Annotated in this window: 19 protein-coding genes; 6 read left to right on the forward strand and 13 right to left on the reverse strand. The window is 44.9% G+C overall.

All coding sequences use genetic code 11. The features are described from left to right. The first annotated feature begins 445 nt into the window (after positions 1 to 445). Together zur and ACFI6G_RS20545 are read left to right on the forward strand one after the other, a co-directional pair. Positions 446 to 904, forward strand: a complete 459-nt coding sequence (zur, locus tag ACFI6G_RS20540; RefSeq protein WP_010434215.1) for a zinc uptake transcriptional repressor Zur — start codon at positions 446 to 448, stop codon at positions 902 to 904. A gap of 17 nt (positions 905 to 921) precedes the next feature. Beyond that, positions 922 to 1,383: a chemotaxis protein CheX gene (locus ACFI6G_RS20545; RefSeq protein ID WP_009847897.1), complete on the forward strand. Its 462-nt coding sequence runs from the start codon at positions 922 to 924 to the stop codon at positions 1,381 to 1,383. A gap of 139 nt (positions 1,384 to 1,522) precedes the next feature. Here ACFI6G_RS20545 and pgi read toward each other — a convergent pair whose 3' ends face one another. Continuing rightward, positions 1,523 to 3,175, reverse strand: coding sequence for a glucose-6-phosphate isomerase (gene pgi / locus ACFI6G_RS20550; protein WP_016787894.1), 1,653 nt, complete (start codon positions 3,173 to 3,175; stop codon positions 1,523 to 1,525). A 326-nt stretch (positions 3,176 to 3,501) separates the two neighbouring features. Between pgi and ACFI6G_RS20555 the strand changes: the two genes are divergently transcribed. After that, positions 3,502 to 3,921 (forward strand): secondary thiamine-phosphate synthase enzyme YjbQ, encoded by a 420-nt coding sequence (locus ACFI6G_RS20555; protein ID WP_010434207.1) that lies wholly within the window; start codon positions 3,502 to 3,504, stop codon positions 3,919 to 3,921. A 118-nt stretch (positions 3,922 to 4,039) separates the two neighbouring features. Here the strand turns inward: ACFI6G_RS20555 and ACFI6G_RS20560 are convergent, their stop codons facing one another. Genes ACFI6G_RS20560 through ACFI6G_RS20570 form a run of 3 tightly spaced genes read right to left on the reverse strand, consistent with a single transcriptional unit; the run spans position 4,040 to position 7,731 of the window. Further along, the gene (locus ACFI6G_RS20560; protein WP_010434204.1) at positions 4,040 to 5,245 is read right to left on the reverse strand and encodes a BamA/TamA family outer membrane protein; all 1,206 of its coding nucleotides are present in this window, start codon (positions 5,243 to 5,245) and stop codon (positions 4,040 to 4,042) included. A 2-nt stretch (positions 5,246 to 5,247) separates the two neighbouring features. Continuing rightward, a complete protein-coding gene (gene alr, locus ACFI6G_RS20565; protein WP_016767561.1) occupies positions 5,248 to 6,333 on the reverse strand; it encodes an alanine racemase in 1,086 nt (361 codons plus the stop codon). 6 nt (positions 6,334 to 6,339) lie between these two features. Next, the gene (locus ACFI6G_RS20570; protein ID WP_016767560.1) at positions 6,340 to 7,731 is read right to left on the reverse strand and encodes a replicative DNA helicase; all 1,392 of its coding nucleotides are present in this window, start codon (positions 7,729 to 7,731) and stop codon (positions 6,340 to 6,342) included. A gap of 175 nt (positions 7,732 to 7,906) precedes the next feature. Here ACFI6G_RS20570 and ACFI6G_RS20575 point away from each other — a divergent pair, with 175 nt between their 5' ends. After that, on the forward strand, positions 7,907 to 8,860 hold the full coding sequence (locus ACFI6G_RS20575) for a DUF481 domain-containing protein (RefSeq protein ID WP_462710455.1): 954 nt from the start codon (positions 7,907 to 7,909) through the stop codon (positions 8,858 to 8,860). A gap of 162 nt (positions 8,861 to 9,022) precedes the next feature. On the opposite strand, the gene rplI is transcribed toward ACFI6G_RS20575, so the two are convergent. From rplI to rnr, 5 genes are all read right to left on the reverse strand, one after another. Beyond that, positions 9,023 to 9,475, reverse strand: coding sequence for a 50S ribosomal protein L9 (gene rplI / locus ACFI6G_RS20580; RefSeq protein WP_010434182.1), 453 nt, complete (start codon positions 9,473 to 9,475; stop codon positions 9,023 to 9,025). Between the two features lie 38 nt (positions 9,476 to 9,513). Continuing rightward, complete coding sequence (gene rpsR, locus ACFI6G_RS20585) at positions 9,514 to 9,741, reverse strand: 30S ribosomal protein S18 (RefSeq protein ID WP_000090472.1); 228 nt, start codon at positions 9,739 to 9,741, stop codon at positions 9,514 to 9,516. 112 nt (positions 9,742 to 9,853) lie between these two features. After that, positions 9,854 to 10,243, reverse strand: a complete 390-nt coding sequence (gene rpsF, locus ACFI6G_RS20590; RefSeq protein ID WP_004741278.1) for a 30S ribosomal protein S6 — start codon at positions 10,241 to 10,243, stop codon at positions 9,854 to 9,856. A gap of 277 nt (positions 10,244 to 10,520) precedes the next feature. Continuing rightward, positions 10,521 to 11,261: a 23S rRNA (guanosine(2251)-2'-O)-methyltransferase RlmB gene (rlmB, locus tag ACFI6G_RS20595; protein WP_010434114.1), complete on the reverse strand. Its 741-nt coding sequence runs from the start codon at positions 11,259 to 11,261 to the stop codon at positions 10,521 to 10,523. A gap of 156 nt (positions 11,262 to 11,417) precedes the next feature. Then, a complete protein-coding gene (rnr, locus tag ACFI6G_RS20600; RefSeq protein WP_016799329.1) occupies positions 11,418 to 13,919 on the reverse strand; it encodes a ribonuclease R in 2,502 nt (833 codons plus the stop codon). A 247-nt stretch (positions 13,920 to 14,166) separates the two neighbouring features. Between rnr and ACFI6G_RS20605 the strand changes: the two genes are divergently transcribed. Beyond that, positions 14,167 to 15,576: an amidohydrolase gene (locus ACFI6G_RS20605; protein WP_016790127.1), complete on the forward strand. Its 1,410-nt coding sequence runs from the start codon at positions 14,167 to 14,169 to the stop codon at positions 15,574 to 15,576. 171 nt (positions 15,577 to 15,747) lie between these two features. On the opposite strand, the gene motX is transcribed toward ACFI6G_RS20605, so the two are convergent. Both motX and ACFI6G_RS20615 read right to left on the reverse strand, forming a co-directional pair. Continuing rightward, complete coding sequence (motX, locus tag ACFI6G_RS20610; RefSeq protein ID WP_010434109.1) at positions 15,748 to 16,383, reverse strand: flagellar protein MotX; 636 nt, start codon at positions 16,381 to 16,383, stop codon at positions 15,748 to 15,750. Between the two features lie 334 nt (positions 16,384 to 16,717). After that, positions 16,718 to 18,034 carry an adenylosuccinate synthase gene (locus ACFI6G_RS20615; protein ID WP_010434108.1) on the reverse strand — a complete coding sequence of 439 codons (1,317 nt, stop codon included), beginning with the start codon at positions 18,032 to 18,034 and terminating at the stop codon, positions 16,718 to 16,720. A 172-nt stretch (positions 18,035 to 18,206) separates the two neighbouring features. Here ACFI6G_RS20615 and ACFI6G_RS20620 point away from each other — a divergent pair, with 172 nt between their 5' ends. Continuing rightward, positions 18,207 to 18,395, forward strand: coding sequence for a DUF2065 domain-containing protein (locus ACFI6G_RS20620; protein WP_010434105.1), 189 nt, complete (start codon positions 18,207 to 18,209; stop codon positions 18,393 to 18,395). A gap of 189 nt (positions 18,396 to 18,584) precedes the next feature. Here ACFI6G_RS20620 and hflC read toward each other — a convergent pair whose 3' ends face one another. Both hflC and hflK read right to left on the reverse strand, forming a co-directional pair. Beyond that, positions 18,585 to 19,562: a protease modulator HflC gene (hflC, locus tag ACFI6G_RS20625; RefSeq protein ID WP_010434102.1), complete on the reverse strand. Its 978-nt coding sequence runs from the start codon at positions 19,560 to 19,562 to the stop codon at positions 18,585 to 18,587. Between the two features lie 2 nt (positions 19,563 to 19,564). Further along, a complete protein-coding gene (gene hflK, locus ACFI6G_RS20630; protein WP_010434100.1) occupies positions 19,565 to 20,767 on the reverse strand; it encodes an FtsH protease activity modulator HflK in 1,203 nt (400 codons plus the stop codon). Positions 20,768 to 20,786: the final 19 nt, after the last annotated feature.

Here is a 20,786-nt window from a genome sequence, read left to right on the forward strand (position 1 = left end):
TGAGAGTTTTTTATCCCTCAAATGTCCCCCAGAGTGTCGACTCAATCTTAAAGCTATGATTTATAATGTTATGTTCAGCAGTTGCACATATCGAGCATTGGAGCGACAGACAATCTACATGAATGTGTCATGGTAAAGTACCCTGGTAGCGAGTCAAAAAAATATGCTGGAATACCCAGCAAAAGCAAGGTCGGCTATTGTAAATGCTATGCTCAGTTTGTGCTATATGAACTTTACCTCACATTTTTTATTTAAACCTATTCACCAAACCTCTAATTCAGCCTCACTAATCAGTTATGCCTTGAGTCACACTGTCATTTTGAGTTACCTTGTCTTATTCAAAGTCGTAGGTCACAATACGCTCTGTACCTGACTTTAATAGAAATCATTGGCTCCCAAAACGTAGTAACCTAGAAATAGGGTTTGAATAGGGATGTCCGATTGAATGGTGAAAAATTTGGACCACACATTAATAGAGCAAGTTGAAGGGATATGCGCATCGCGAGGAGTTAGATTAACGCCTCAGAGAAAGCGAGTGTTTGAGCTCATTTTCTCTAATAAAAAAGCCTCCAGTGCTTATGAATTATTAGAGCAGTTGAAAGTCAGTGAACCGCAAGCCAAGCCACCTACTGTTTATCGCGCTTTGGATTTCTTGCTGGAACAAGGTTTCATTCACCGAGTTGAGTCAACCAATAGCTTTATATGCTGCTGTTCTTGCAATGCCCATAAACATTTCTCTCAACTACTGATCTGCGATAAATGTGGCACAGTGGTAGAACTGCAAGACGATGCGCTTGTTACTCTACTCGCTAGTAACGCTGAGAAGCACGGTTTCCAATTGACAAATCAAGTCATTGAATCGCATGGCATTTGCCAAACTTGCTCCTCCGATATGAAAGAATAAGATTATAGAAGAACATTATGCGCGCTGAATTTGTAAACCCGTTTTTAGCTTCTTTGATGAACGTATTAAAAACGATGGCTTCTCTAGAATTAAAGCCACAAAAACCAAGAGTTAAGAAAGATGAGATCGCTCGTGGTGATGTATCCGGCCTAATTGGCATGGTGGGTACACAATCTCGTGGTTCAATGTCGATCACCTTCGATGAGGGTCTCGCTCTTGAAATCATGGAAAACATGCTAGGTGAACGCCCAAACGGCTTGAACGAAGAAGTCACTGATATGGTCGGTGAAATCACCAACATGGTGACTGGCGGTGCAAAACGTATTCTTGCAGAAAGCGGCTTTGACTTCGATATGGCCACGCCAATCGTCGTTTCAGGCAAAGGACATACTATCCGTCACAAATGTGAAGGAGCAATCATCATCATGCCTTTCTCATCTCAATGGGGTAATGCCTTCATCGAGATCTGTTTCGAATAGAGACAATCGAGTAAATAAAAAAACGAAAGGCTGACGTATATACGTCAGCCTTTTTTATTGCCGTAAAACCAACGGACATAAAAAACGCCAACCGAAAGGTTGGCGTTTACAGTTATTACTTGGTGTTACTTAAACAGTCTTAAGCTTTAAGCGCTTTAAATGCATTGATTAGACCGTTTGTTGAGCTGTCGTGAGAGGTTACTTGAGCATCGTCAGCAAGCTCTGGAAGAATTTGGTTTGCTAGTTGCTTACCAAGCTCTACACCCCATTGGTCGAAGCTGAAGATGTTCCAGATTACGCCTTGAACGAAAATCTTGTGCTCGTACATCGCGATTAGGTTACCTAAAGAGCGAGGAGTGATTTGCTTAACAAGAATTGAGTTCGTTGGACGGTTACCTTCAAACACTTTGAAAGGCGCAAGTTCAGCTGCTTCTTCTGCTGTTTTGCCTGCCGCTAGGAATTCAGCTTCTACTGTCTCTTTTGTCTTACCGAAAGCAAGCGCTTCAGTTTGAGCAAAGAAGTTAGACATCAACTTCTGGTGGTGATCAGATGCTGGGTTGTGGCTGATAGCAGGAGCAATAAAGTCTGATGGGATCAGCTTAGTGCCTTGGTGAATCAGTTGGTAGAAAGCGTGCTGACCGTTTGTACCTGGTTCACCCCAGATGATAGGACCAGTTTGGTATTCTACTGGATTGCCGTCACGGTCAACAAATTTACCATTCGATTCCATGTTGCCTTGTTGGAAGTAAGCCGCAAAACGGTGCATATATTGATCGTAAGGTAGAATCGCTTCTGACTCAGCGCCGTGGAAGTTATTGTACCAAACGCCGATAAGCGCAAGGATAACAGGAATGTTGCTTTCAAATTCAGTTGAAGCAAAGTGGTTATCCATCTCATGAGCACCATCTAATAGCTCAACGAAGTTATCGAAGCCGATAGAAAGAGAGATAGACAGACCAATCGCAGACCATAGTGAGTAACGACCACCAACCCAGTCCCAGAATTCGAACATGTTGTCAGTATCAATACCAAACTCAGCGACCGCAGTTGCGTTAGTTGATAGTGCAGCGAAGTGTTTAGCAACGTGCGCGTTGTCACCTGCTTCAGCCAAGAACCAATCACGTGCAGAGTGCGCGTTCGTCATTGTTTCTTGAGTGGTAAATGTTTTAGATGCCACTAAGAATAGCGTTGTTTCTGGATTCAGAGGCTTAAGTGTCTCAACAATGTGAGTACCATCTACGTTCGAAACAAAGTGCATGTTTAGACGCGTTTTGTATGGCGTTAGTGCTTCAGTCACCATGTATGGACCAAGGTCTGAACCGCCGATACCGATGTTGACAACATCAGTGATCTCTTTACCGGTGTAACCTTTCCACTCACCAGAAACGATACGGTGTGTGAACAGTTCCATTTTTGCTAGTACTGCATTAACTGCTGGCATTACGTCTTTGCCATCAACCATTACTGGCTTATCGCTACGATTACGTAGAGCAGTGTGAAGTACTGAACGACCTTCAGTCTTGTTGATTGCATCACCGCTAAACATAGCTTCAATTGCAGACTTAACTTCAGTCTCATTTGCAAGAGCAAATAGGTGCTGCATCGTTTCAGCGTCGATAAGGTTCTTAGAGTAATCCACTAAGATGTCCGAACCGAAACGAGTAGAAAAGCTCTCGAAACGCTTTGCATCTTGAGCAAATAGTTCTTTCATATCCATATCTTGAGCAGACTCAAAATGTGCAGTTAGAGCTTTCCACGCTTGTGTTTGCGTTGGGTTGATATTTTTCAACATGGTATCTATCCCGATATTACTGTAGGTTTTATTCTAGACGTCACCTAAGTGATGAATAGAACCCCCGATTAGGCGAAAGTTTATATTTTTCTATGATGACCAGACCGCATCACCACTGAAAGATTCTTTGTAATTTTTTTTCACGACGTATTATGCCGTATATGAAGAGCGCCACCTTGAGATAAATCAGGATTCGATTTCCTGATAGAGAGATCGATGCTGACTCAGGCTCTAACATAATTAAATGTGAGCGATAGCTGATAAATTCAAGTTCAAAAGATAGCGTTAAACCACTTTTTTTCCAAACACATTATAAAGGATGGCGTATGTGGATTCAGAAGACTATACACCTAAATGCACGAAAGCGTGGATTTCATCTCATTACTGATGAAATTGAACAACAGATAAACGATATCAATTCTCTATCTGTTGGTTTATTACATCTTTTTCTTCAACATACTTCTGCCAGCCTCACACTCAACGAGAACGCCGATCCGACGGTTCGCCGCGACATGGAATCACACTTCAATAAGTTCGTACCCGAGCGAGCCGCTTATTACAGACACACCTATGAAGGTGATGATGACATGCCTGCTCATATTAAAGCATCGACACTTGGCACCAGTGTGACAATTCCGATAACCAACGGTCGTTTAGCTTTGGGAACATGGCAGGGAATATACTTGGGTGAACACCGTGATTGTGGTGGCAGCCGCACAGTGATTGCGACTATTCAAGGTGAGTAGACCATTTGAAAGCAAGATTTTATTAATAAAAACAGTGCCTTTTTAATACAAAAAGAGTGGTGTGTTTCCACGACCACTCTTATCAAGATAGTATTTGGCCTACTGTAGGCCGAAAGCTTTAGAAGGGCTGGTTTATCATAACCCTAAAGGTCCCTTCATCACCGCCTCGCGCTAATTCTGCACGAACAACAATGCCTTCCACTTGAAAACGAACCGCGCCGCCTAAGCTCCATTTCATATCGGTGTGCAATTCTTTGATATCGTACTCATCAGCCACACGCCCTACTTCGGCGAATGCGACCCATTGCCACCAAGGCAGGTCGTAGTAGTTGATCAGCGGAATATCACCGAGTGGCTGCCAATCTGGGAGCACTCGATACTCTGCAGAATAGTGAACAGCAGATCGCCCATGATATCGACCTCCGGTATAGCCACGTAAACGATACAAACCACCCAATCGAGCTTGTTCTGTTTCCGGTGGACGAGCACACTCCTGCCCAGAACAGTTATCCCAGGTTGGTGTATCAGCAGTATAGAAATCGAGTGCCACAACTTGTTGGTCGAACAAGTCTCCTAGAGGACCTAAAGCGAAGTACTGACTGTTTTGAAAAGTCCATTTCAGCCACAAATCGTCGTTAGACCAACTTTCAGCGCCCGTCGTGAACTCAAGATTGGTATGAGATCCTTTGGTTGGGTTACGTGTGCTATCACGATTATCCCAATCGAACGCCAAACTAAAACCGGTCGCCTCTTCAGTATTATTTAAACCTTCTAGCTCACGAGCAGTATAAAAAGGTGTAAATAAAATCGAACTGACACCCGATTCGACTGGCGAAGCAAAACTGACCTCTTTGATTGGTTGAAACGCGCCGAGTAAGCCATGCTCTGCAACATTGCCCCAAGGCAGCAGATATTTAAATTCAAACTGATAATTCTGCTCTAAGCCATCAACTATAGTTTTGTCATCGATAGATGAATCGTTATCGCCTTGAGAGCCAATATAATAAGGATTGTCGTTGAAGCGCGCTTGGTACATCTGAGTACTAAACAAGATATTCTCAGACAAGGCATAATTAAAGGCCGATAGAAAACCGACATAGCTGTCTTTGTCTGAATACAAAGCCATACCAAACAGAGCCGCTTGAGGTTGCCAAACGCCCTTTGCGACACCAGCAACCCCAAAGGTATTGCCCATGGTTTCAGTACTGAAATAGAAAGGAACAAAAGCGGAATCTTTTTCTTCACTTAGAACAGAAGAAGAAAAGCTGACACCAGTTACTGCCATTGCAGACATTAACCAGTATCGAGAAGTTCGCTTGAACATATCTATTTTACGTATTCCATTGCCACGCGAGACGTCAGTTTAGTCACGAGCTCGTAAGCGATAGTGCCGATATGTTCTGCCACTTCTTCTGAGGGTAAGTCTTTACCCCAAAGCGTCGCTTCGTCACTCACTTTATCCGTAGCATCAGGACCAAGGTCAACCGTTAGCATGTCCATAGAGACACGCCCTGCGATTGGTACTTTTCGTCCATTAACGAATACTGGGGTGCCGTTAGGTGCAGTGCGAGGATAACCATCGCCGTAACCAATTGCGATAACACCAACCTTGGTATCACGCTCACTGGTCCAGTTACCACCATAACCCACACTTTCACCAGCCTTCACATCACGAACCGCAATTAAGTGTGAAGTCAGAGTCATCACCGGCAAAAAGCCCAGCTCTTGCGCTGATTTATCAACAAACGGAGAAACACCATAAGAGATGATTCCGGGGCGAACCCAATCAAGATGACTATCAGGCCAAGCTAATAGACCTGCAGAGGCCGCAAGTGAACGCTCCCCTTCACAACCGTCGGTAAGAGATAAGAAAAGCTCAGTCTGCTCAACTGTTGTGGTTCTATCTAACTCGTCAGCACATCCAAAATGGCTCATGTAGCGCAATGGCTTTGCCACATTTGGGCATTGATGCAAACGCTCAACAAAGTTCTGGTATTGCTCAGGGCGAACGCCTAGGCGGTGCATACCACTGTCGACTTTTAGCCATACCACAACGGGTGTTTCCAAATCGGCATTCTCTAGCGCGCTTAATTGCTCTTCACAATGCACCACGGTTTGAATGTTATTGGTTACTAGAATGGGTAAGTCACCCGAAGAGTAAAAGCCTTCCAGCAACAAAATAGGTTTAACTATGCCACCAGCACGAAGTTGTAATGCTTCTTCAATACGCGCCACACCAAAAGCATCAGAACTTTTTGAATGCTTAGCGATATGCAGTAAGCCGTGTCCGTAGCCATTCGCTTTCACAACGGACATTACCTTGCACTGAGGCGCTTTCGACTTTATCTGGTTCAGGTTATGTTCGAGCGCGTTTAAGTCAATGCTCGCCGTCGCCGCTTTCATGTAAGTCATTAGCGATTACTCATCATCAAATGCAGGGCCTGCATAGTTATCAAATCGGGAGTGTTGCCCTTGGAATGTCAGACGAACCGAACCGATCGGGCCGTTACGCTGCTTACCCAGGATAATCTCAGCGATGCCTTTCAATGAACTGTCTGGGTTATAAACCTCATCACGATAGATGAACATGATCAAATCGGCATCTTGCTCAATCGAACCTGACTCACGCAAATCCGAGTTTACTGGACGCTTATCAGCACGTTGCTCTAGGGAACGGTTAAGCTGAGAAAGTGCAACAACCGGAACGTTGAGCTCTTTTGCGAGCGCTTTCAATGAGCGAGAGATCTCGGCGATTTCAAGAGTACGGTTATCAGATAACGAAGGTACACGCATTAATTGAAGGTAATCTATCATGATCATAGAGATACCATCATGCTCGCGAGCAATACGTCGAGCACGAGAGCGTACTTCTGTTGGTGTCAGACCCGAGCTATCATCGATATACATATTCTTCTTATCCATAAGAATACCCATACTCGATGAAATGCGCGCCCAATCTTCATCATCCAATTGACCGGTACGAATCTTGGTTTGGTCTACACGAGAAAGTGACGCAAGCATACGCATCATCAGCTGTTCGGCTGGCATCTCAAGAGAGAAGATCAGAACAGGCTTATCTTGTTTCATCGCTGCGTTTTCACACAAGTTCATCGCAAAGGTGGTTTTACCCATCGATGGACGAGCCGCGACAATAATTAAGTCAGAACCTTGTAGACCTGCAGTCTTCTTATTGAGGTCGTTGAAGCCAGTATCGACACCTGTCACACCATCTTGCGGCGTTTTGTACAGGATCTCGATACGCTCTAGTGTCTTCTCTAGAATGCTATCAACGTTTTGTGGACCTTCATTTTCACTTGCACGGCCTTCAGCAATCGCGAAGACTTTACTTTCAGCCAGATCAACAAGTTCTTCCGATGTACGACCTTGAGGATCGTAACCAGAATCAGCAATCTCATTCGCAACACCAATCAGACTACGTACCAACGCACGTTGTGCCACGATATCCGCGTAAGCGTTAATGTTCGCCGCACTTGGGGTATTTTTAGCTAGGTCAGCCAGGTAAGCAAAGCCACCCACTTCTTCAAGTTGCTCACGCAGCTCTAGATGTTCAGAGAGTGTAATAAGATCCAAAGGAGAACTTTCTTCAAGGATATCTTTTACCGCTTCAAAGATCAGACGGTGAGGACGACTATAAAAGTCTTTGGCCACAACCTTTTCGGCAACTGTATCCCAGCGTTCGTTATCCAATAACAAACCGCCAATAACAGATTGCTCAGCTTCTAATGAATGTGGCGGGACCTTGATGGCGTCCACCTGATCGTTGGCTGATTTCTGACTTTTGGTATCCACTATGACTACACTCAATAACTAATAATGATCGTTCATTATACCCAAGAACATCCATTTGTAATCCGATCCTATGAGTTTGTTTTATTCTTCAGAAAGAATTTACTTATTGCTGACGGAATTAACCAAGGGTAGCATTACGATCCTTCCATTCATTCACTGTATAACTGGGGTATGCGTGTCCAAATTATTGGCTCTGAGCACTGGTCTTCTGAGCTCTAGTCTTCTAAGCATCGGTCTCCTGAGCACTCCGTTGGCCTTAGCTGATGATACTAAAGCCTCTGTTGATGCTAATACCTCTGTTGATGCTAATACCTCTGTTGATGCTAATACCTCTGTTGATTCTATTCTCGACTCTATAGTAGTACCAGAAACTACAGCTGAGCCGATCGTCGTTGCACCGACACCTGAAGAAAAAGAGTTGGATATCGCACCAAGTGATACGGCTGATACAGAGCTGCCTAACCCACTAAAGACTGAGGTCGAATTTGGATATCAGTCGCATACTGGTAATTCGGATTCACGATCGCTTAACGCACGCCTGAACGGTGAGTATACCGCTGGTCGTCATAGAACCAGTGGCGAATGGAAATACTACAATCTCTATAAAGATGGTGAGGAAGATAAAAGGCAATCGACTTACTCGGCTCAGAGTGACTACAAGTTAAGTCCTAAAACCTACCTTTACGGCAGCTTCAAAGGTGTTGATTCACGATACAGTGCTTACTTTAAGGACTATACCGTTTCGAGTGGTCTGGGTTATCAGTTTTCGAATACCGAAGAGTTTGTTTTGGAAGTGGAAGTCGGGCCGGGTTTTCGTTATCAAGAACCGAATCTCGATGAACTAGACGACGATGACATCATCTTTCCTGAAATTGTTGAAGAAGCGATTTTCCGTGGCAATGTGAATACATCATGGCAGGTGTTGAAGAACTTGCAGTTTAAAGCGGACGTGACGTTAGTGTCTGGTCACAGCAACCTTAAGTTTGATACCGAATTAGAAGCCATCAATGATATCACTGACAATATCGCGCTGAAGATCGCTCACTCTCGTCAATACCACGACAAAGTTCCTGAAGGATTAAGCAAAGAAGACTCTGTGCTGTCGATTAACCTACTCTTTCAATTCTAATTCCATGGCTGGTTGTTCAGCCATCAGAGCTTTTGGATCATAGTAGGCTTTTAACCTAATGTAACCCTCTCTTACCTTTTCCTATATTCCAGACATAAAAAAACACCAGCCGAAGCTGGTGTTTAAAACTTTCAAAAGAAAGAATTCGTCTTGGTACTGAAATTACTCAGCTGCAACGATAGCGATTTTCGCAGTAGCAAAAACTTCAGAGTGAAGTTGGATGCTTACTTCGAATTCGCCGATGTTACGTAGAGCGCCTTCAGGTAGGCGTACTTCGCTCTTAGCTACTGCAACACCTGCCGCTGTAATAGCGTCAGCGATGTCACGAGTACCGATAGAACCGAATAGTTTACCTTCGTCACCAGCTTTAGAAGCGATTGTAACGCCTTCTAGAGTGTTAACGCTCTCTGCACGAGCTTCAGCAGCAGCTAGTTGCTCAGCAACTTTAGCTTCTAGTTCAGCACGACGAGTTTCGAACATAGCAACGTTGTCTTTAGTTGCCATAACTGCTTTACCCTGTGGGATAAGGAAGTTACGAGCGTAACCAGATTTAACGTTTACTTGGTCGCCAAGGCCACCTAGGTTACCGATCTTATCAAGTAGAATAACTTGCATTATCTTAGTCCTCTTAAACTATTATTAACTATTACCGATTACTGATGCTTGTCAGTGTACGGTAGTAGAGCTAGGTAACGAGAACGCTTGATAGCGCGAGCTAGTTGACGCTGGTACTTAGCGCTTGTACCAGTGATACGGCTAGGTACGATTTTACCAGCTTCAGTGATGTAGTTTTTAAGAGTTGCTACGTCTTTGTAGTCAATCTCTTGTACGCCTTCTGCAGTGAAACGGCAGAATTTACGACGACGGAAGAAACGAGCCATGGGCTATCTCCTGATCTTAAATTTAGTAAAGCGGTCTTTCACAATTATCGAAATAACTATCAATGACCTTAAACAAGTTGAGAATTTTTTAAGGCATTAAGCCAAAAAAGAATTACTCAGCAGCTGCTTCTGGTTTAGCTTCTGTACGCTCTTCGCGACGAGGAGCACGCTCTGCACGCTCTTCTTTTTGCTTAAGCATAATAGATTGCTCAGTCACAGCGCCTTTAGTGCGCATGATCATGTTACGTAGAACTGCATCGTTGAAACGGAAAGCAGTTTCTAGCTCGTCAATCACTTCTTGACCAGCTTCAACGTTCATAAGAACGTAGTGAGCTTTGTGAAGCTTGTTGATTGGGTAAGCCATTTGACGACGACCCCAGTCTTCTAGACGGTGGATAGTACCGCCAGCTTCAGTGATAGAACCAGTGTAACGCTCGATCATGCCAGCAACTTGCTCGCTTTGATCAGGGTGAACCATGAATACGATTTCGTAATGACGCATTTGGTTGCTCCTTACGGATTATTAGCTTCCACGAGTGGCCCGGTCGTCCAGAGGAAGCAAGGAACTAAAGATAAATGACCGAGTTTTAAGGACGGCAAATGTTATAGAAAGAACCCGGTATTGGCAAGCGCTATTTGGCGAATAATAAAACAGTTTTTCTGTCGCCATCTAGCCATCCGACAAACCGATGGATTTTGCTATAACAGCCTAAAAAGAAACGCCCACCAGCAAGTGGTGAGCGCTAATAAATTCATAGACTTAAAGCAGCGTTAACGCATTACTGAGCTAAACGCTGTCTTACCGCTTCGAACAGGCAAATACCCGACGCCACAGAAACATTTAAGCTCGATACGCTACCTGCCATTGGAATCTTAATCAGATCATCGCAAGTTTCACGAGTTAAACGACGCATACCGTCACCTTCGGCTCCCATCACAACTGCAAGTGGGCCTGTTAGTTTCGCTTGGTAGATATCATGCGTTGCTTCGCCGGCTGTACCTACGAACCATACGCCTTGTTCTTGCAATGCACGCATAGTACGAGCAAGGTTAGTTACACGTACAAGAGGAACCGTTTCAGCCGCACCACACGCTACCTTGCTAACCGTTGCTGTTAACGGCGAAGAACGGTCTTTCGGTACGATAACCGCAGCAACACCCGCCGCATCTGCGTTACGCAGACAAGCGCCTAGGTTGTGCGGATCTGTTACACCATCTAGAACCAACAGTAACGGTTGTTCGTGCTGCGCTAGGATGTCGTCTAGGTGAGTTTCATTAAGCTGCTTAGCAGGTTTCACCTTAGCGATAATGCCTTGGTGATTCGCGCCTTGTGATTTTTCATCAAGCGGCTTACGACCCATCTGTTGAATCGACACACCAAACTGCTGCAGTTGGTTCAGTAATGGAAGAAGACGCTCGTCTTGGCGGCCCTTCAATACATAAGCTTCGATAAAGCGCGCAGGATCTTTTTCTAGTACGGCTTTCACCGCGTGAATACCGTAAATAAATTCGTTACTCATTGTCTCAAATTACTCTTATTGCTCAGAGATGAACGACATCAAACCCGATGCATCCATCTCTGTATTGTTTATTTCGAGAGCATGCATCTTCCGCCTGATACTCTCGCATTTAAATCCGTTAGACGTTAAGCCTTGCTGTCATTGTAAAACGATAACTTAAGACTTATCAGCCTTTGGCTTACGGCTTGCTGCGCGCTTTTTCTTAGCACGAGCTTTAGCAGCACCGGTTTTATTCGCGGGCTTTTTCTTCTTAGCTGAGCTTTCGCTACTTCCATCTGGTCGTTTAGTTGGCTCAACTAAAGGCGTTGCAGGTACGCCCGGCTTATTGCTCTTCACCGCTGAACGCTTTTTGCTTTTCGCCTTTTTCATCGCTTCAGCAGCACGCTTCTTGGCGGTTTTACCTTTACCACGCGGCTGACGATCGGTGTCTTCTAAATCAAAGTCGATTTGACGAGTTTCTAAGTTAACCGCCGAAACCTTCACTTTAACCGAATCACCCAAGCGATAGATATTACCTGAGCTTTCACCGACTAAACGCTGACCAACAGCATCGAATTGGTAGTAATCATTCGCTAGCGCTGAGATATGTACTAAACCATCGATGTGCAGTTCAGTTAGACGCACAAAGAAACCGAAGCCAGTCACGTTGGCAATCACGCCATCCATCACTTCACCGACATGGTCTTGCATGTATTCACACTTCAGCCAGTCGTTTACTTCACGCGTTGCGTCATCAGCACGACGCTCAGTCATTGAACACTGCTCGCCGTAGAAGTCCATATCATCGAACGTGTAGTGGTAACCACCGGTAGGCGTCCAACGTTCGCTGTTACGCCCACCTTCTTTCGCAATAAGGTACTTAATCGCACGGTGCAATAACAAGTCAGGGTAACGACGAATCGGCGAGGTAAAGTGAGCGTAGCGTTTAAGTGCTAAACCAAAGTGACCCGCGTTATCCGCGTTGTATACCGCTTGCTTCATTGAACGCAGCAGCATAGTTTGGATTAACTCACGATCTTCACGCTCGTTAATCTGTTGCATCAGTTGTGCGTAGTCTACTGGAGATGGCGACAGGCCACCTTCCAGTGTTAAACCTAATTCACTTAAGAAGCTCTTGAAGCCCATTAAGCGCTCTTCGCCCGGAGTTTCATGAACACGGTACAGAGCAGGCTCTTTCGCTTTTTCTACGTAAGATGCCGATGCGATGTTCGCAAGAATCATACATTCTTCGATGATCTTGTGTGCATCGTTACGGATTACTGGTTCAATACGGTCGATCTTACGATCCGCATTGAAGATGAATTTCGTTTCGACCGTTTCAAACTCAATCGCACCACGCTCATCACGCGTTTTCTTAAGTACTTTGTACATCTTATGCAGTTCTTCAAGATGCGGTACTTCTGGCTCGTAACGCTCGCGAAGTTCTTCATTGCCATCTAAGATTGCGCCTACTTTGTTGTAAGTAAGACGAGCATGAGAATTCATTACTGCTTCGTAGTGCTTGTAGCCCGACAGTTTACCTTTGTCTGAGATAGTCATCTCACACACCATACATAAACGGTCGACTTGAGGGTTCAGTGAACATAAGCCGTTAGAAAGGACTTCTGGCAGCATTGGCACCACTTGTGACGGGAAGTATACCGAGTTACCACGGTTAATCGCTTCTTTGTCTAGCGCAGTATCAGGGCGAACGTAGTAACTTACGTCAGCAATCGCTACCCATAGGCGCCAACCTCCGCCTTTCTTCGCTTCACAGTAAACGGCATCATCGAAGTCACGTGCATCTTCACCATCAATGGTAACTAATGGCAGTTTACGCAGGTCAACACGTCCTTCTTTTGCTTCCTCAGGAACATGCTCACCAAGGTTTTCGATTTGCTTATCTACCGCTTCAGGCCACTCTTGTGGGATCTGGTGAGTACGGATCGCAATTTGCGTTTCCATACCCGGCGCCATGTTCTCACCAAGAACTTCAGTGACTTTACCCATCATGTTACGAGAACGACCACCGCGATCCGTAATTTCAATCACAACCACATTACCCATTCGAGCACCGCCTTTATGCTCAGTAGGGATCTGAATATCATGACTAATACGTGAATCATCAGCAACCACATAAGAATGGCCGTATTCTAGGAAGAAGCGACCAACCAGTGGCGTTTTGCGCTCTTCAAGAACACGCACTAAACGACCTTCACGACGACCACGCTTACTGTTATCAGTCGGCTGAGCCAACACGTAATCCCCGTGCATGATGGTTTTCATCTGATGATGCGGCAACAAGATATCGTTATCTTTACCTACACTGCCATCTGGGCGAACCCAACCATGACCGTCTTTATGACCGATCACATAGCCTTTAATCAGTTCCATCTTCTCGGGCAATGCATAGCACTGACGACGAGTAAAGATTAGCTGTCCATCACGCTCCATTGCACGTAAACGACGACGCAGCCCTTCATATTGCTCCTCTCCAGCAAGACCCAAAGCTTCGAATAGGTCATTACGGTTCATTGGAATATTCGCTTCTGTTAGGAACGAAATAATGAACTCTCGGCTTGGTACTGGGTTTTCGTAATTTTTCGACTCTCGGTCGGCAAAAGGGTCAACAGTGGTTGTCGCTGTCGTGTTTTCTGGCATTGGTGTGTTTTTTGACATAGGCGGGCCTGCTTAAGCAAGGAATGTATATACCCCTAGTATATCTGATGCTAGAGGTAACCTACAGATATGCTTTGGAAAAGCCTAAAATAACCTCAGATTGATGTCCATTTTCATGCTGTGAAACATTATTTCATAGCCACGTTTATCATCAGAATTTGAAGCAAACGATAAAACAAACGTTTGCGCCATGAATGAAATACACTATTATCCACACACTTTACCAACTCCTGTTCTGAGTATTGATATGAAATTAAAACGCACCCTACTGGCTTCAGCAATGGCAAGCCTCGCTCTATTTCCATTTGCAAGTTCAGCGATGGAAAAAGCCGATCTAATGATTACCGATGCGATGGTTCTCACCATGAATCAAGACAAAACGGTTTATGAAAGCGGCACTGTTGTCGTGAAAGACAATAAGATCATTGCGGTAGGCGATGCTTCATTAGAGAAGCAATACCAAGCTAAGCAGGTACTCGATGTGGATGGTGACATCGTTATGCCAGGTCTCATCAATACTCATACTCACGTATCAATGACGGTTTTCCGCTCACTAGCCGATGATGTGCCTGATCGCCTGCACCGCTACATCTTCCCATTAGAGAAGAAGTTGGTGTCACGCGACATGGTACGTATTGGTGCTAACCTAGGTAACGTCGAAATGGTAAAAGGCGGTGTAACCACTTACGCCGACATGTACTACTTTGAAGATGAAGTAGCGAAAACCGTCGATAAGATCGGTATGCGTGCCATTCTTGGTGAAACCGTGATTAAGTTCCCAGTCGCTGACGCAGCCAACGCCGAAGAGGGCATTAAGTACGCATTGAACTTCATTGAAGAATACAAAGATCACCCGCGTATCACCCCAGCGTTTGCCCCACATGCGCCTTACACAAATACGACTGAGATCCTGCAGAAAATTTCCAAGCTCTCTCTAGAGTTAGATGTACCTGTGATGATTCATCTTGCTGAATCGCACCGCGAAGAAGAGAAAATCGCCGAGCGCTCAGAAGGCCTATCCCCAGTTCAATACATGGACAGCATTGGCGCACTCAACAAAAACTTGGTGGGTGCACACATGATCTTGGTTGATGACCATGATATCGAACTGGTGAAAAAGTCAGATATGGGTGTCGCTCATAACATGAGTGCTAACATCAAATCAGCAAAAGGCGTATCACCAGCACTTAAGATGTATGACGAAGACGTGCGTATTGGTCTAGGTACTGATGGTCCAATGTCAGGTAACACACTGAGCACCATTGATGAGTTCAACCAAGTGGCTAAAGTTCACAAACTGGTTAATAAAGATCGTGCTGCAATGCCGCCGATCAAAGTGATCGACATGGCGACAATGGGCGCAGCAAAAGCGCTACACATGGAAGATAAGATCGGTTCTCTTGAGGAGGGTAAGCTAGCCGACATCATAGTAATCGATACTAAGGCTCCGAACATGGTACCTGTCTACAACCCATACTCTGCATTAGTGTACTCAGCTAACTCTGGCAACGTTCGCCACACCATTGTCGATGGCAAGATAATCATGCAAGACCGCGACATGTTAACGGTAGACGAAGATAAAATCCGCCAAGAAGCACTCGACTTCACCAAAATTGTTCGTGAAACGGTGATTGAGTCTGGTGAAGTAGTTCAATAACGACTCCAACTCATTCGCTACGCTTTCTGTTAACTCTAAAAAGCGGGTAAATCGAGACAACGGTTAAATCAAAAAAGGCCTCATCGGTATATACCTATGAGGCCTTTTTAATGTAGGTCAATCATTAACGAGTGCAGTCATTAATCATCAACGCTCATTCAATAATCGCTCTTACCAGAACACGTCTCGACGTTTTGCTCGTGCAATAATATTGTCTGGCATTCTCTGTTCTAAACCGCTACGAAGCACAGTGATGCGTTTGTGTTGTCTTTGATCAGCCGTTACCGAGTTATACAACCAACGGTAAGCATCTTCATAATCTAACGGGCTACCGTAATCACGCAGCAAGAGTTCCGCTAAGTGGATACTCGCACTTAGGTTCCCCATAGAGGCGGCTTCACGTAAATACGGAATCGCGCGCTCTTTGTCTTGTTGTACCAAAGTACCACGAGAGTAATAACGCCCTAGCTGTTCTAGCGCAGCTGGCAAACCTTGATGTGCCGCGTTTTCCATATAGTAAAGGCCAAGCTCTACATCTTGTGGAACACACACGCCCCACGCCAACATATCGCCGTATAAAAACTCATAAGAAGGCAAACTAATACGCGTTGCACGCGCAACGATGTCTTCCACTAGTTGGCACTTATCCGCTTTCACACGCTCAAGATGTTGATTATTTTCGATTAACTTAATCAGTTCAGCTTCTGTGTATATTGGAACAGGCTCTCCCACTTCAGCCAAATTTGCATGACTCAAGGGTGAGCTCAGCGCCATTATCAATGAAGCTGCCACAATTCGTAGCTTCATACCTGCACTCTATTATCTGTCGCTAAAGTTATCTCTTGGTGGATGCAGACAATCTCTACAAGCCCCAAAATAGGGTGAACTTCACTTTCCATGATATCTGTATCGGCAATAACCCTGACGGCTTTAGACAAAACTTGCCGCTAATGGGCAATATTTTGCCTGATGACGCTTAAAATATCACCATCAAAGAGTGCTTAGCCACATTGCAGGTATTAAAAAGCCGACTTAATAAAGTCGGCTTTTAGAAAACTATTTCATTATCAGAGCACTTTAACTAGCAAAGTACTTTAATTACCACAGTACGATTTGTGCTGTGGTAATCACTCAACGGGCATTATGCGCCGTATGGGTGAACCTTGATGATAGTTTCGTTACGATCTGGGCCAGTTGATACGATATCAATTGGAACACCAGTTAGGTCTTCGATACGCTTGATGTAATCTAGAGCAGCTTGTGGAAGCGCGTCGATAGATTTAGCACCAAATGTGTTTTCAGACCAACCAGGCATTGTTTCGTAGATTGGCGTTGCTTCTTCAAATGACTCAGCAGCCATTGGAGAAACTTCTAGGATAGAACCATCTTTCATCTTGTAACCAGTACAGATTTTTAGCTCTTCTAGGCCATCTAGAACGTCTAGTTTAGTTAGACACATACCAGATAGAGAGTTGATTTGGATTGCACGACGCATAGCAACAGCATCGAACCAACCAGTACGACGTAGACGACCCGTTGTTGCGCCAAACTCGTGACCAACATCGCCTAGGTGTTTACCAACTGGGTCTTGCTTCTCAAGGCCATCGTATAGCTCAGTTGGGAATGGACCTGAACCAACACGAGTACAGTAAGCCTTAGTGATACCAAGGATGTAACCGATATGACGAGGACCGAAACCAGAACCTGCAGCAACACCACCAGCAGTCGTGTTAGAAGACGTTACGTATGGGTAAGTACCGTGGTCGATATCTAGTAGCGTACCTTGAGCACCTTCGAACATGATCTTGTCGCCGCGCTTACGTGCTGCGTCTAGTTCGTCAGTTACGTCGATAACCATCGCAGTTAACATGTCTGCGTAGCTCATCGCTTGCTCAAGAACTTCTTCGTAGCTTACTGTTTCAGCTTTGTAGAAGTGCTCTAGTTGGAAGTTGTGGAATTCCATAACTTCTTTTAGCTTCTCAGCGAATGCTTCTTTATCGAAAAGGTCGCCAACGCGTAGACCGCGACGAGCAACTTTATCTTCGTAAGCAGGACCGATACCACGACCCGTTGTACCGATAGCTTTAGCGCCACGAGCGATTTCACGCGCGTTGTCGATAGCAATGTGGTACGGAAGAATTAGAGGACAAGCTTCAGAGATGAAAAGACGCTCACGTACTGGAATACCGCGATCTTCAAGAGGCTTCATTTCTTTTAGAAGTGCGTCAGGCGATAATACTACACCGTTACCAATAACACATTTAACGTTATTGCGTAGGATACCTGATGGAATTAAGTGAAGAACGGTTTTTTCACCGTCAATTACAAGTGTGTGACCTGCATTGTGACCGCCTTGGTAGCGAACCACGTATTTTGCATCTTCAGTTAAAAGGTCAACGATTTTACCTTTACCTTCATCACCCCATTGGGTGCCTAGAACGACTACGTTATTTCCCATCTTTCCAATTTCTGTTGCTAATTAAAAATGGATTCTAGCACTGAATCACACTTCTTGCAGTCACTTTTTGTTCATAAACGTTAATGCTGTACAGAAATAAACCACCCGTAACTGAAGGCGAATGTGTAAAGATGCTGATATCATTGCGTTTTTACAGACAAAAGGCAGAAGCATGTCTCAATCAATTTGGCTCGCTATTGGGCTCGTACTTATTGTTGAAGGGCTCGGCCCTTTGATTGCACCCAATGGCTGGAGAAACATGGTCGCGCAACTGAGCGAACAACCCGACACGCAACTGCGACGCATTGGCGGTTGTCTTGTGGTCGCTGGCGCCGTTATCGCTTTCATGACCTACCGTTAGTTTCTATAAGTACTAATCTGTTTATAAGTACCACTCTGTTAAGCGCCTTCCCTCGCGCCCCAATAGCGAATCCGCAAACATGTCTCGTCCTGAAATAGGTCATAGAAAACAAAAAGGCTCCCATAATAGGAGCCTTTTGAGTTTTAACGTATTTTGCTTATTGAGCTAAGCATTCGCTAACGCATCAGCTTATTTTGCTGGAGCGCCGCTTGCTTGATTCATGTATTGGAAGAAGTCAGTCTTCGGATCCAGTACTAGAATGTCGCTCTTATCGCTAAATGATGTCTCATAAGCTTGCAGTGAACGCATAAAGCCATAAAACTCAGGATCTTTGCTGAACGCATCAGAGTAAATCTTCGCAGCTTCTGCATCAGCATCACCACGAGTGATTCGAGCTGTACGGTCAGCTTCAGCAAGAACTGTTGCCACTTCTAGCTCAGCTTGAGCACGGATAACTTCCGCTTTCTCACGACCCTGTGAACGGTGTCTACGAGCAACCGACTCACGCTCTGCACGCATACGGCGGTAGATAGATTCACTGATTTCGTCAGGAAGGTTAATCTTCTTCATTCGGAAATCAACAACTTCAACACCTAAATCAGCCATCGCACTTTCTGCCGTTCCAGACAAAACGTTTTCCATGATCTTATCGCGTTCGCCATCAACTTCTAGTGCTTCTGCAGCCGCTACCGTTGTGACGACTTCGCTATCAGCAGAGTCTGGCAGGATGTCCTTATTACGAGGGCCTGATACGATCTGCTTAATTTCACGAGAACCAATTTCAGAACGAAGAACATCTGTCACTTTACGCTCAAGAAGTGCTTCTGCCGTCATGATATTGCCGCCGCCTGTACTCAGATAAAAACGTCCAAAATCAGCAATACGCCATTTTGCGTAGGTATCAATTAGAACGTCTTTTTTCTCTGACGTTACGAAACGGTCAGAACGACCATCCATCGTTTGAATACGAGCATCAAGCACTTTTACGCGATCAAACATAGGCAGTTTAAAGTGCAGGCCTGGTTCATAGATTCGTGATACGCCGTTGTCATCGAGAACTCGACCAAAACGAATTACCATGCCACGTTCGCCTTCTTGAATCACAAATAGTGACATCAATAAAAGGGCAATCGTCACAACTAATACAGGGATCATTAATTTACGCATTATTAGTATCTCCCTTGACGTGAACTGTCTGAACGAGTTTGAGTGCTAGACTTTGGATCCGCTTGAGTTTCTAACTCAATTTGATCGTAAGTTGATGATGCTTTTGCAGGGCGAGTGCCCGACTGAGAACCACTTTGTGCGCCTAGCTTATCAATTGGTAGGTATAGCAAGTTACCACTTGATTCAGAATCAATCAGGACTTTCGATGTGCTTGAGTACACTTTTTCCATTGTATCAAGGTACATACGGTTACGTGTTACTTCAGGAGCTGCTTGGTATTCAGGTAGCAGTTTCTCGAACTGAGCCACTTGACCTAGAGCACCATTAACTGTGCGCTCTGAGTAACCCACCGCTTCTTTCTTCAAACGCTCAGCACGACCTGTTGCTTTTGGAAGAATGTCATTTCGGTAAGCTTCAGCTTCACGCTCGAAACGCTCTTCATCCTCACGAGCCGCGATAGCATCATCAAATGCATCTTTCACTTGCTCAGGTGGACGTGCTGACTGGAAGTTCACATCAACAATCAGAATACCCATGTCGTAGCTATCAATAATACGGTTCAACGTTTCTTGAGTGCTTTGACGAATCTGTTGACGACCACTTGTCAGGATACTATCCATTAGTGAGTCACCAATTACCGCACGAAGCGCAGAATCGGTTGCTTGGCGTAAACTGTCGTCTGCATTCGTTACACGATACAAGTACTTGTATGGGTCAGAAACACGGTATTGAACACCCATTTCAACGGTCACAACGTTTTCATCTTTCGTTAGCATCGTGCCAGCAGCACGTAGAGAACGAATCGCTTGAACGTTTACTAGTTGCTCATCTTTGATTTCATCGATGAAGCGTGGGTGCCAGTTAAGACCAGGCTCTTCGATACGGTCAAACTGACCCAATCGAAGTACTACTGCTCTTTCTGCTTCGCCAACGGTGTAGAAACCAGCGAAGAACCAGATAGCAATCGCAATAACGGCAATGACACCAAAGCCAATTGCACCGCCACCACCAATAGATGGTCCGTTACCGCTACCACCCTTTTTACCAAACTTGCCACCTAACTTTTGACTTAGTTTACTAAACACTTCGTCTAGATCTGGCGGTCCTTGATCTCGGCCGCCGCGATTATTATTCTTACCCCAAGGGTCGTTATCGCGGCCGTTATTATCGCCGTTGTTGTTATTTCCAGGCTCATTCCACGCCATTAGAAAACTCCATCATTGA

The organism is Vibrio sp. PSi01 (assembly GCF_054960695.1).